11 protein-coding genes are annotated in these 12,798 nt (G+C 34.9%); 7 read left to right on the top strand and 4 right to left on the bottom strand.

Features of this window, described 5'->3' with window-relative positions; translation table 11 throughout:
* Positions 1–34 precede the first annotated feature (34 nt).
* Together alr and QWY92_RS06225 are read right to left on the bottom strand one after the other, a co-directional pair.
* Positions 35–1,141 carry an alanine racemase gene (gene alr / locus QWY92_RS06230; RefSeq protein WP_290269417.1) on the bottom strand — a complete coding sequence of 369 codons (1,107 nt, stop codon included), beginning with the start codon at positions 1,139–1,141 and terminating at the stop codon, positions 35–37.
* Entirely contained in the window at positions 1,134–1,781 is a 648-nt protein-coding gene (locus QWY92_RS06225) for a thymidine kinase (RefSeq protein ID WP_290269415.1), read from the bottom strand. Before QWY92_RS06225 ends, alr begins: the two co-directional genes overlap by 8 nt.
* A gap of 173 nt (positions 1,782–1,954) precedes the next feature.
* Here QWY92_RS06225 and QWY92_RS06220 point away from each other — a divergent pair, with 173 nt between their 5' ends.
* The 7 genes from QWY92_RS06220 (at position 1,955) to QWY92_RS06190 (ending at position 7,892) form a co-directional block, all read left to right on the top strand.
* Entirely contained in the window at positions 1,955–2,698 is a 744-nt protein-coding gene (locus QWY92_RS06220) for a DUF8457 domain-containing protein (RefSeq protein WP_290269414.1), read from the top strand.
* Entirely contained in the window at positions 2,698–3,372 is a 675-nt protein-coding gene (rsmI, locus tag QWY92_RS06215) for a 16S rRNA (cytidine(1402)-2'-O)-methyltransferase (protein ID WP_290269411.1), read from the top strand. The genes QWY92_RS06220 and rsmI overlap by 1 nt, the downstream gene beginning before the upstream one ends.
* 79 nt (positions 3,373–3,451) lie before the next feature.
* Positions 3,452–4,807, top strand: coding sequence for a dihydrolipoyl dehydrogenase family protein (locus QWY92_RS06210; RefSeq protein WP_290269410.1), 1,356 nt, complete (start codon positions 3,452–3,454; stop codon positions 4,805–4,807).
* Positions 4,808–4,810: 3 nt separating this feature from the next.
* Positions 4,811–5,155, top strand: coding sequence for a HopJ type III effector protein (locus QWY92_RS06205; protein WP_290269407.1), 345 nt, complete (start codon positions 4,811–4,813; stop codon positions 5,153–5,155).
* 5 nt (positions 5,156–5,160) lie between these two features.
* Entirely contained in the window at positions 5,161–5,733 is a 573-nt protein-coding gene (locus QWY92_RS06200; RefSeq protein ID WP_290269999.1) for a uracil-DNA glycosylase family protein, read from the top strand.
* A gap of 99 nt (positions 5,734–5,832) precedes the next feature.
* Positions 5,833–6,843 (top strand): dipeptide epimerase, encoded by a 1,011-nt coding sequence (locus QWY92_RS06195; protein WP_290269405.1) that lies wholly within the window; start codon positions 5,833–5,835, stop codon positions 6,841–6,843.
* A complete protein-coding gene (locus QWY92_RS06190) occupies positions 6,843–7,892 on the top strand; it encodes an aminotransferase class I/II-fold pyridoxal phosphate-dependent enzyme (RefSeq protein ID WP_290269403.1) in 1,050 nt (349 codons plus the stop codon). Before QWY92_RS06195 ends, QWY92_RS06190 begins: the two co-directional genes overlap by 1 nt.
* 88 nt (positions 7,893–7,980) lie before the next feature.
* On the opposite strand, the gene QWY92_RS06185 is transcribed toward QWY92_RS06190, so the two are convergent.
* Positions 7,981–9,480, bottom strand: a complete 1,500-nt coding sequence (locus QWY92_RS06185) for a SusD/RagB family nutrient-binding outer membrane lipoprotein (RefSeq protein WP_290269400.1) — start codon at positions 9,478–9,480, stop codon at positions 7,981–7,983.
* Between the two features lie 10 nt (positions 9,481–9,490).
* Positions 9,491–12,667 (bottom strand): SusC/RagA family TonB-linked outer membrane protein, encoded by a 3,177-nt coding sequence (locus QWY92_RS06180; protein WP_290269399.1) that lies wholly within the window; start codon positions 12,665–12,667, stop codon positions 9,491–9,493.
* Positions 12,668–12,798 lie beyond the last annotated feature (131 nt).

The raw sequence follows: 12,798 nt of genomic DNA, 5'->3' as shown, positions 1-12,798 counted from the left end.
GTTTTGTAGCACAAAAATATGCAAAAATTATTTGTTAACTTAAAATAATGCGTTTTACACGTTGTGAAATACTCGTAATCAGCTCATAAGAAATAGTATTTGCTGTCTGAGCCAAGGTTTCGGCCGTAGAGTTAGCATCGAAAACAATAACCTCATCACCTTCAAAACATTGAATATTGGTTACATCCACCATAATCATATCCATGCAAACATTGCCAATTATGGGTGCTTTTTGATTATTGATGGTTACAAAACCTTTACCATTTCCGTAGATTCGACCAATACCATCGGCATGTCCAATAGGTAATGTGGCCGTTTTTAAAACCGATTCACTTTTAAAAGCCCGATTATAACCCACCGTTTCACCTTTATTTATTTTATGAATTTGAGAAATACAGGTTTTCAATGCCGCTATGGGTTTAAAATTTTGATTTTCTACTTCGGAATTACCAAATCCGTACAAACCGATACCACTTCTAACCATATCGAAATGCGCCTCAGGGTAATTTAAAATTCCCGAGGTATTACACATGTGAAGTAAAGGTTTGTATTTAAAAACCTTTTGAAAATTATCAGCGATAGTTTTAAAAGTTTCTATTTGATTTTTAGTGAATTCTTTTTCATTTAAATCTTCGCTAGCTGCTAAATGCGAAAAAATAGATTTTACATAAATACTTTTGGTTTCACCTATAGTATTATTAACCATTTCAACATCACCTTGCCAAAACCCTAATCTATTCAATCCTGTATTAAACTTAAGATGTACAGGATAATTTATTTTATTTTTTTTAGAAACAGCAAGAATAAATTCTTTTAATATTTTTAAATTATATAGACTCGGCTCTAAGTTATATTTAATCAATATATCAAAATTTACAGCCTGTGGATGCAGCACTAAAATAGGCTTTGTAACCCCTGCATTTCGTAGCGCCACACCTTCGTTTATATAAGCTACAGCAAAATAATCGACACCCAAACGCTCTAAATATAAAGCCATTTCATCGGCATCATTTCCATAAGCAAACGCCTTTACAACTGCTAAAAACATGGTGTTTTTATCCAATTTCGATTTTAAATGCTTATAATTTTGTTTCAGCTTAGATAAATCGATTTCAAGAACAGTTTCCGCTGCCTTATGCATTAGATTCTTTTTTATTCAATGCCACTTCATCAGCAGTGTTCATTTTCATGCTTCTCAGTTTATCACTTGCCATCGCCTTATAATATGCTGCTCGGCTTAATGGTTCGTACTCGTCCACTTCACCTAAAAGCACCAAATTATCGCTTTTTGCTTTACGGTAACTGTACTGCGCCAAATTCCCTGTGCGGGTACAAACGGCGTGCACTTTGGTTACATATTCGGCAGTAGCCATTAAATTTGGCATGGGACCAAAGGGGTTTCCTTTAAAATCCATATCCAACCCGGCCACAATAACACGAACACCTTTATTGGCTAAATCATTACATACTCGAACAATTTCATCATCGAAAAACTGGGCTTCATCTATACCAACAACCTCGCAACCATCGGCCAAAATAGGTATGTTTGCTGCAGCTGGCACCGGTGTAGACCGAATTTCATTAGCATCATGAGACACCACTAACTCTTCGTCGTAACGTGTATCTATAGAAGGTTTAAAAATCTCTACTTTTTGCTTAGCAAATTGGGCGCGTTTTAGTCGGCGTATCAATTCTTCGGTTTTTCCCGAAAACATTGAGCCGCAAATGACTTCAATCCATCCAAATTGTTCTTTATGATTTACCGTATTTTCAAGAAACATTTCGTAATTTTAACACTAAATAAAAATTGATTATACCAGTATAGTTTTAAAATAATTTTAGACTTCCGCATAAAGTTTTATGCAGAACAGTAATTATTGCTTTTGTATAAAGGTGTAGCAAATTTATTAAAAATAAGACCCCTTAATACCTTTAAATTTTAAATTTATAAACAATGAAGAAGAAGTTAGAGTCTGAACTTGTAAGCATCGCCCACAGAATATTGAAACTAAAAGGCAAAGAAGACGTTATTAAAATGCATTCTGAAGCTAAAGAATTGTTTGAAAAACTATCGGTATTAAAGTTTGCACAGGAAAATTTTGAAGAAAAACTACCGAGTGTAGGTGACGATTCGTCGTTTTTCAGCATGCTTGGCGCCGCTTTCAATCATAAAATTAGCGATAATATCGAGATTGAAGATAAAACTTACATTAATCTTGACGACAACGAACACGCACCTATTACCGAACCTTTAATGGAAACAATTAAAGATATGGTAGCGCAAATGCCACATGAAACTCAGGCGGTAGACGAATTATTTGAACAAACCGAACCTAAAACAGCTCCTGTAAAACAAAATTTAGAGGATATTACCTCTGGTTTCGAAGATATGCCTATTTTCGACCCCGTTTCTAATTCTGAAAACAAAACGTCTTCAGAAAAAAAATCTTTAAATGATAAATTGAAATCGGGCGGATTAAAAATTGGATTAAACGATAAAATCGCATTTATAAATCATTTATTCGATGGTAAAAATGAAGATTACGATCGTGTGATTTCTCAATTAAACACCTTTCTTTCGTATAACAATGCCAAAGCTTTTATAGAAACTATGGTGAAACCCGATTATAATAATTGGAAAAACAAAGAAGAGTTTGAAACCCGCTTTATGGAAATTATTGAAGCTAAATTTGAATAATGAGTAAATTATATATTGTACCAACACCCATCGGGAATTTAAAAGATATCACTTTTAGAGCTATTGAAGTTTTAAAAGACGTTGATTTAATTTTAGCAGAAGACACTAGAACCTCGGGAAAACTCCTAAAACACTACGAAATTTCGACACATATGCAAAGTCATCACATGCATAACGAACACAAAACCGTAGAAAATATTATTCAGAAATTAAAAAGTGGAACCACCGTTGCCCTTATAAGTGATGCGGGAACACCAGCGATTTCCGACCCTGGATTTTTATTATCTAGAGCTTGTATTGAGCACGGTATAGAAGTCGATTGCCTGCCTGGTGCTACCGCATTTGTACCCGCTTTAGTAAACTCAGGGTTACCAAACGACAAGTTTGTTTTCGAAGGTTTTTTACCCGTAAAAAAGGGCCGCCAAACCCGTTTACTTCTTTTAGCTGAAGAAACCAGAACCATTATTTTTTATGAAAGTCCACATAAATTAATAAAAACATTAGGGCATTTTTGCGAGTATTTTGGCGAAGATCGTGAGGTTTCTGTATCTCGAGAACTCACTAAATTATTTGAAGAAACCATCCGCGGCACAGCAAAAGAAGTTTTAGAACATTACACAAACAAACCTCCAAAAGGCGAAATCGTTGTTATAGTGAAAGGAAAGAAATTATAGCAAATGAGTTAATTATTAAATCGTTAAGAACAATACATTATTATAAGTTTTAATAAGTTAGAAGTCTAATCTCTTTTTTATGAAATCTAAACATTATGATGTATTCGTAATAGGCTCAGGAATAGCAGGCCAAACCGTCGCTAAACTGTGTAGTGAAAATGGGCTTTCAGTTGCTATTTCCGACAATAGAGCTTTTGGAGGCACTTGCGCAAATAGGGGCTGCGACCCAAAAAAAATATTATTACAATTTTCCGATTTAGCCCATAAGTCTAATCAATTAACAGGATTAGGTATCAAAAAAGCGCCTAAAATAAGCTGGAAAGATGTGCAATCCTTCAAGAAAAAATTTACTAAAAAAATTCCTAAGGGTACTGAAAATTCACTTTCAGACTTAGGGATATCCATGTATCATCAATCTCCTAAATTTATCGCAAATAATAAAGTGGAAGTTGAAGGAAAACATGTTACAGCAGATTATTTTGTAATCGCTACTGGAAAAATACCAAGACCATTAAATATCGAAGGACACAAATTTTTAAAAGTAAGTGACGATGTTCTGAATCTTAAAAAAGTTCCTAAATCTGCTATTTTTATTGGAGCAGGTTACATCGGTTTAGAGTTTGCTTACATGCTTTCTGTTCTAGGATGTAAAGTAACTATACTTCAAAAAGACTCGGAAGCCTTATCACAATTCGATTCATTTTTAGTTGAAAAACTGGTAAAATCATTAAAAACTAAAGGTGTAGAATTTATATTTAATGTAGATGTAAAATCTATTGAGAAATTAAAAAAGAATTTCAAAGTTAATTATGATTCCGAAGGAACACTAAAATCCATAAAATCAAGACAAGTTTTTAATACCTCTGGCCGCATTCCTGCTATCGAAGAATTAGATTTAAGTTTAGCTTCAATTGAAGCGAATGACACAGGAGTTGAAGTTGATTTTTATTTGCAAAGCACAACTAATCCGTTGGTTTATGCTTGTGGAGATGTATCTAGTAAATCACTGCCCTTAACACCTCTTTCTGGCTTGCAAGGCTACATTGTTGCACACAATATTATAAAGGAAAAATCTAAAAAATTCGAAAACCCATTAGTGCCTTCAAATGTATTTACCCAACCCAATTTAGCCTCGGTTGGTTATTCTGAATCCGAAGCCAAAAAGCGGTATAAAAACATTAAAATTTATCAAGGAGATGTATCACATTGGTTTAATGCTAAAAAATCAAATGAAGACGCCTATGCCTACAAAATTTTAGTAAATGAACGTACGGACGAAATAGTTGGAGCTCATATTTTAAGTCCTGAGGCAAATGAAACAATTAATATTTTAACTTTGGCTATTAATAATAAAATAACGGTAAGTGCATTAAAGAAACATATATTTACCTACCCTTCTTACACAAACGATTTAAAAACAATGTTAAAAGACTAATTAATGACTAAAGATAATTTTAAAAACAAACTAAGAAATACACCCAACGAAATCGAGTTTTCTGAAACCATGAGTATTATTGAAAACTATTACGATTTCACCCCTACAGCCTTTAAAAACGGGGTATTAGAAAATGCTGCTGGCGAAAATTCTGGTTCCTGTAAATTATTTGCATTTGCAAAAACTGAAGGTTTTACAAAAGAAGAAACTCTAGCTTGTTTTGGGTCTTATTATTTTGAAGATGTTTTAAAAGCCCCAAATGGAGATGGACACCAAAACATTAGAAACTTTATGCAAACAGGTTTTGATGGATTAACTTTTGAAGGTACTCCATTAACCATAAAATAACAGTTCTGCAAGAATTACTAAACAACATCAGTCAATGTACCCTTTGCGAACCGCACTTAGCTTTAGGTGCAAGGCCTGTTGTTTCTGCTCATCCAAATTCTAAAATTGTTATTATTGGACAAGCACCAGGTACCAAAGTTCACGCTTCGGGAATTCCTTGGGATGATGCTAGCGGAAAACAGCTTCGAAAATGGCTAAATATTTCTGTTGAAGATTTTTACGACACTACCAAATTCGCCATTATTCCTATGGGGTTTTGTTATCCCGGAAAAGGAAAAACTGGTGATTTACCACCACGAACCGAATGTGCTCCACAATGGCACGAACCACTATTTAAGGAACTAAAACATGTTGAACTCGTTATTCTAATAGGCATGTATGCTCAAAAATATTACTTAGAAAAAACCGCCAAAAAAACCCTCACCGAAACTGTTGATAATTTTCAAGCGTATTTACCCAAATTTTTGCCATTACCACATCCTTCACCTAGAAATAGATTTTGGCTAACTAAGAATCCTTGGTTTAAGGCTGAAGTTTTACCGGTACTTCAAAAGAAAGTGAATAATATCCTAAAATAATCAACAAACCCAACTATAAAAAATTATAAATAAAATAATGAAGCATTAGCGAGGAAGATTATTTTTACTAACTTTATTTAAGTTTTAAAAACCCCATACATGCAAATAGAATTAAAGTCTTACAAACTTAAACTCAGACATACTTTTACCATTTCAAGAGAATCGCACGATGTACAACCGAGCTTAATTGCTTGTCTTAGCCTTAACGGAAAAACAGGTTACGGAGAAGCGACTTCAAACCCATATTACAACATTACTGTTGAAAGTATGACTGCTGAAATTAATGCGATTTCAAAGGATATTGAAAATTTCAACTTTACAACACCCGAAGTTTTTCATGCTTTTTTAGTTGAAAAAGGATTGACAAATTTTTCAATTTGCGCTTTAGATTTAGCAGCTCACGATTTATTTGGAAAACTTCAAAACAAGCCACTTTACGCTATTTGGGGAACAAATTTAGATAGCTTCCCTACCACAAATTACACCATTGGTATTGCTAGCATCGACGAGATGGTCTCTAAAATGAAAGAAACCCCTTGGCCAATTTATAAAATAAAATTAGGTACAGACGACGATGTAAACATTGTAAAAGCTCTTAGAAAACATAGTGATGCCGTATTTAGAATTGATGCCAATTGCGCATGGACTGCCGAAGAAACCATTAAGAATGCGCCACTTTTAAAAGCGCTCGGCGTTGAATTTTTAGAACAACCATTGAAAGCTAACGATTGGGAAGGCATGAAGGAGGTTATGAAACATGCTGTTTTACCTGTTATTGCAGATGAAAGCTGTATTCTTGAAAGCGATGTAGAAGCCTGTGGAAACCATTTTAACGGCATTAATATAAAACTTACCAAATGCGGTGGGTTAACACCCGCTTTACGCATGATAAGAAAGGGTAAAGCCATGGGTGTAAAAGTGATGGTTGGCTGTATGACGGAATCTACTGTTGGCATTTCGGCCATCGCACAACTCCTACCTCAACTGGATTATGTTGATATGGACGGTGCGCTTTTACTTAAAGAAGATATTGCTAACGGTGTGATAATCGAGCCTGATGCTAAGGTGATTTTCCCAACCTTAGGCGGTAGCGGTGTAACTTTGAAGTAATGGCACATTATCTTGATTCTTTTCCAGAACATCATATTTCAATCCATAATAAAACCTATATTTATTTTGGAGGAACAGCCTATTTAGGACTGCAAACCGATGTTGATTTTCAAAATATATTTATTGAAAACATTAGAAAATACGGCACTAATTATGGCGCATCGCGAAAATCAAATATTCGTATGGCTGTTTATGATGAAGCTGAAACATATTTATCTAAACTGGTTGGTAGTGAAGCCTGTATTAGCATGTCTTCGGGATATTTAGCAGGGCAACTTGTAGCTCATGGTTTAAACACGAACAATCATGCCTTTTTTTATGCTCCAAATACGCATTCTGCACTAAGATTATCATCAAATAAAAGTCAATCGTTTTCAACGTACGAAGACCTAAAAGAAGCATTGCATCTTCATTTAAAATTGAAAACAGACGAAACACCTGTAGTATTTTTAGATGCTGTTGATTTTTCAGGAAGTCATTTTCCGGATTTTGAAGGCTTAAAAACCTTGCCACTTTCAGAACTTATTCTAGTTGTTGATGACTCTCATGGCATCGGCATTCTTGGTGAACGTGGTGGTGGTATTTATAAAACTATTAAAGATTTAAATCCAAAAGAACTAATAGTTTGTGCTTCTTTAGGAAAAGGATTCGGCGTTCAAGCGGGTGCTATTTTTGGATGTAAAAGCAGAATTTCTTCATTAGAAAATACCGCTTTTTTTGGAGGCTCTAGCCCAGCATCTCCAGCAAATTTAGCCACGTTATTGCATTCCGAAGGGATTTATAACATCAAACGAAAACAATTAAAAGATAACACTGATTTCTTTATAGACAACCTGAATTTACTTGATAAATTTCAATATATGATTGGTCATCCTGCCTTTAGTTTTTCTGATGAACACCTGAATAATCACCTAGAAAGCAATGGTATAATAGTAACCAGTTTTAGATATCCTGATGAAAACTCACCTATGATGAGCCGTATTGTAATTAGCGCTTCGCATACGGAAACTGATATTTTAAGGCTTTGTGAGGTTTTAAATAACGCATAACACACCATTGTTAAACCATACCAAATGAAATAAAAAAAAGCCGAGTAGACATTATCTACCCGGCTTTTTTTATTATACTATTTAATGTTTATTCAGCCCACCAAACAGGTGTTATCGGCGTTTTCTCGTTCGCTTTAACAATATCAAAATTAGCATCCAATTCTGATGTTGGATAAGAAATTCTTCGAATCCATTCGCCTGCAAATTCGTTATCAGAATTATCTTCTTCCAAACGCAATGCTAATCCTTTAAATACATCTGCAGAGAAATTATAGCGTCTAAAATCGTTCCATGTTTCCGTATTATGAATGTTTGCAATATATTTTTCTTTCATAATATGATTCAACATTAAACCACCTTCTCCAACTGCCACCGCTGTGTCTGCTAAATAATCGGTTCCATCTACACCTATTTGATCCATACTGCCTTCAATTCCGGCAAGATAAGCGTTGTATGCTACTGAAGTTGTACCAGCACTTGATGTTGTACCTCCGTTTGCTAAAAACGCAGCTTCAGCTTTAATAAACATCGCTTCAGCATAAGTTAGCACTTCTAGCGGCGCACTTGCTTTGGTGTAATATCCACCATCTTTATAATAGGTATTTCCCGCTTCTCCGTCGGACGATTGTCCTGTTCCGCCGTTCATAAAACCACGCCATGGATCGGTATCTGGAGCTGGATCATTGACACCAATTTCCTTTACGAACATAGCTGGTAATCGTGGATCTACTTCTACCGTGCCACTTTCAAACGGATATGTTGTGCCATTTAGCATACTTACCAACTGATCGTTTGGAGCACGAAAATAATTGGAGGTTGATCTAGCTTGTACATTAGTGGCATAATACGGATTTAATTCACCTTCAGGGTAAGTCAGTTTAAAATTATCTGAATTAGAAGTAAAACCATTATTAATTGAGCTTAAAACCTCGCTTGCTGTTACACCTCCGTTTTTCATCATATGCAATTGCATACGCGCTTTAAAAGTGTACGCTAAACGCATCCACTTTGCCACATCTCCCTTATAAATAAAATCGCCAGAACTCAAATTAAACTTCGGATTTGAAGCACCCGAAAGCGCTGATATAGCCTCATCTAACAACACAATCATATCATTATAAACCACCTCACCATCATCAAATTCAGGTGCAGGGAATTCAAAAGGCTTACCTGCTTGCGTGTAAGGCACATTATCCCAATTATCTACTGCAAAACTTAAATTCATTGCTGTTATAATTTTAGCAACTGCCAAAAAATGCGGTGCATCTTGTGCAATCGCTTTTTCTTTCAGGTTTTCAATATTTGGCAAAACCTTAGTGTAAATATTGCTCCAAGTACTAGAATTAAAAGATTCTACCACAGGCGCAGTACCATATCCGGCATAATACTGCGTGTAGTTACATAATGATAATTCCGCATAGTAATACGCATAAACGGTATTAAACAATGTTGGCCCTAAAATGTCTTTCATATCTAGGTCTTCTACAGGGACAGCGTCAGATGGCGTATTGACATCTAAATATTCATCGCAGCCAGAAAAACCAGAGATCATTGTTATAAATAAAAAGTATTTTATATATTTTTTCATAGTTCTTTTTTTAAAATCCAATTGTTACTCCAAACGAATAGTTTTCTGTTAAAGGTATTCCTCTACCTGTAAAACCATATTTATTACTACCTGCACCATAATCACTGCCTTCTGGATCGAAACCATCAAAAGGGGTCCAAATTAGTACATTACTTAAGTTCGCTGACAGTTTTACACTCTCTAAATTTAACTTATCTAAAACACCACGGCTTAGGCTATAAGTTAACCCCACATTTCTTAGTTTAACCCATGATGCATCTTGTAAAAGCACTTCCGAATTACGTCGACCTAAAGAGGTAAAGTTAAAAAACTGATACCCATTGGCAGATTCTACTGAAAAATCAACTTCTGTATTATTTTCTATATAAGTCCCAGGATTTGCTGGATCTTCCATAACACCATCAAAAACATAAGTATCGTTTTCTCTAAACTGCATGGTGTATTCCGATGTTCCTGCTCTATTCATTTGGTAACGTTGCCAAGTATATTTATCTCCTCCTTTTTTCCATTCAAACAAAAAGTTTAATCCAAACCCTTTGTAATTAATGTTCGAACCTAAAGACGTAACAAAATCTGGAGTAACATCTCCAACAATAACTTTTTCATCAAAATTAGTTGTTGGCAAGCCGGCATCATTAATTAAAACTTCACCGTCAACTCTATTCCATTTATAACCATATAGTGTTCCTATTTTATCACCTTCTTTAGGTTGTAAATAAATATATGCTCCAGTAACATCGTCTACAAAATCTAAAAATGGAATTTCTTCAGGTAAATCAACTACCTCTCCGCTATTTGTTCCGAAGTTGAAAATCATTTCCCATTTTAAGTTGTCATTTTTAATAATATCACCACTAATTAACAACTCGTGTCCGTAAGTTTGATAAATACCTGCATTTCTAGTAAACTGAATAATACCAGTTGATGGCGCCGTTCCTACAGGAAAAATAGCATCATATACTTTCGAGTTGTAATATGCATAATCTAACCTAATACGATTTTTAAGAAAACGGAAATCTAAACCTAACTCGTAACCTTTGGTGCGTTCAGGTTTTAAATCTGGCGCGCCAACATATCTGTCAGCCACATAACCACCTGTTCCTGCCCAAGGGAAATTAGGATCAGGATAATTAAAAAATCCAACTTGTCCAAAAGTGGTTCCATTACCAACCTCGGCGTAAGACGCTCTTAATTTACCAAAAGACACCACGTTACTATCTCCAAAAACATCTTTCATATCATAAGCTAAACTCGCCGATGGATAAAAGTAAGAGTTATTGTCTGCTGGTAAGGATGAATCATTATCATTACGACCTGTTACAGATAAAAAGAGTTTATCATCATAACTTAATTTAAGTTCTCCAAAAAACCCAACAAGTCGCTTTTGAGTTACAAAATTAGATATCGATTGGTTTTCCTGAGTATTACTAATATGGTTAAAATATGGTAAATTTAAGCTTTGCCCATACATTCTGTAACTTGTTCTTTTATTATCTAAAACAGAATGCCCTAATAAGAGTGAACTACTTACTTTTTCAGAAAAATCATGACTAAGTGTTACTAATAAATTAGATTCTAAACCTTTAAAAATATAATTTTGATCAACAATATAACCGTTTACTCCAGAACCTCCATCTAAATCGGCAGGAACAAATCTATTTATCAATGTTGTAAAATTATCAATTTGCCCAGTATAGTTAACATTTATCCATTCTTTCGGATTCCAGTTTAGGTTCACACTACCAACCCATCGATCGGTATCCTCTGTTAATGCGCTTATATAAGCGTTATATCTCGGGTTATCAATAAAACCAGGAAACAATGCGCGATGCGATCCGTCTGGATTTAAATAATCGTTAATAGGAAATGAAGGCGACCACCATCCTAAAGCACTCATCACCGATTTATCACCACCAGTTGCTTTAGTAGAACTAGAGTTTGAATAATTTACGGTTGCTCCAATTTTGAAGTTGTCGGTAACTTGATACCCAGCTTTAAATCGTGATGAAATTCTAGCAAATTCAGAATTAGGTAAGGTTCCATCCGAAGACGTATTTCCTATAGACATATAGTAATCAAACTTCTCATCAGCACCAGAAATATTAAAATTTTCGGTATGCGAAACTCCTGTATTAAACAATTCGTACGGATTGTAAAAACGGTCGTTACTTAAATCAATAACAGTACCGTCGGTATGCGTATAAGAATCATCTGTATACCTAACACCCCAAGACATTGGTCCGTTATAATTACCAACACCTGTAACCGTAAATCCTGTATCTGTTTCTGGCGTGTACGTTCTGTAAGGCGCTCCATATCGTCCTTCTCTAAAAGTAGACTGAATACCTGGCGTTGTTGCAACCGTATTAAACGTTGTACTTGCAGAAAACCCCACTTTAGGTTTTCCTAATTTCCCTTTTTTTGTTGTAATTATAATAGCACCACTTGCCGCTCTAACACCATAAAGCGCTGTTGCTGCTGCCCCTTTTAGTACATTATAGCTTTCTATATCTTCTGGGTTTATATCACTCGCTCTATTTGAAAATGAAAATTGCGAATCAGAGCCCGCAGAATTAGTTCCCGATGTTGGCAAGATATTACCAGAAAATGTATCATTATTTATGGAAACTCCATCGATAACAATTAACGGTTGATTGTTCTGACTTGGATTCATAGAAGACATCCCTCTAATTAAAATATCCACACCACCACCAGGCGTTCCTGAAGTTTGAGAAATTTGTAAACCTGCTACACGACCTTGTAAAGCCGTCATCGCATCATTTTGCCCCGTTAAATTAAGATCTTCCGTTTTCACTTGAGTTACGGAATATCCTAAAGATTTTTCTTTTTGTGCTATACCAAAAGCCGTAATAACCACTTCGTCTAATTTACCCGCATCTTCTAATAGAGATACATCTAATTTCGAACTAACCACTGTAGCTTCTGTTGTTTTAAAACCCACAAACGAGAATATTAAAATATCACCTTTTGCTGCCTTTAAACTGTAGATACCGTCAAAATCTGTTGACGCACCCGAATTTGTCCCTTTAATTTTTATGTTCACACCCGGTAACGGCATGCCAGAAGCATCAGTTACCACACCATTTACATTATAATTTTGTGCAAATAATAATGAAAAAGTAGTTGCGAAGAAAAAAAGAAAGTTTAGAGTTGTTTTTTTTCTCATATTAAAATTGGTTTTGATTAATTATGATAAATTTAACAAAAATACCTTACGGAATAAGCTATCAACATCCTTTTTATTTCCATCGAGTAAAAATTCATTAATTCATATTAATATTCCAAATAGGTTTATTT

The organism is Algibacter miyuki, assembly GCF_030409805.1.
GTDB classification, from domain to species: Bacteria; Bacteroidota; Bacteroidia; order Flavobacteriales; family Flavobacteriaceae; genus Algibacter; species Algibacter miyuki.
This window is presented reverse-complemented; position numbering and strand designations above follow the sequence as displayed.

Bases quoted from the DNA above. Each gene is read 5' to 3' on its own strand.
- QWY92_RS06225 (WP_290269415.1), bottom strand. From the start codon at position 1,781: ATGTTTCTTGAAAATACGGTAAATCATAAAGAACAATTTGGATGGATT.
- QWY92_RS06190 (WP_290269403.1), top strand. From the start codon at position 6,843: ATGGCACATTATCTTGATTCTTTTCCAGAACATCATATTTCAATCCAT.
- QWY92_RS06180 (WP_290269399.1), bottom strand. From the start codon at position 12,667: ATGAGAAAAAAAACAACTCTAAACTTTCTTTTTTTCTTCGCAACTACT.
- QWY92_RS06220 (WP_290269414.1), top strand. From the start codon at position 1,955: ATGAAGAAGAAGTTAGAGTCTGAACTTGTAAGCATCGCCCACAGAATA.
- QWY92_RS06185 (WP_290269400.1), bottom strand. From the start codon at position 9,480: ATGAAAAAATATATAAAATACTTTTTATTTATAACAATGATCTCTGGT.
- QWY92_RS06210 (WP_290269410.1), top strand. From the start codon at position 3,452: ATGAAATCTAAACATTATGATGTATTCGTAATAGGCTCAGGAATAGCA.
- alr (WP_290269417.1), bottom strand. From the start codon at position 1,141: ATGCATAAGGCAGCGGAAACTGTTCTTGAAATCGATTTATCTAAGCTG.
- rsmI (WP_290269411.1), top strand. From the start codon at position 2,698: ATGAGTAAATTATATATTGTACCAACACCCATCGGGAATTTAAAAGAT.
- QWY92_RS06195 (WP_290269405.1), top strand. From the start codon at position 5,833: ATGCAAATAGAATTAAAGTCTTACAAACTTAAACTCAGACATACTTTT.
- QWY92_RS06205 (WP_290269407.1), top strand. From the start codon at position 4,811: ATGACTAAAGATAATTTTAAAAACAAACTAAGAAATACACCCAACGAA.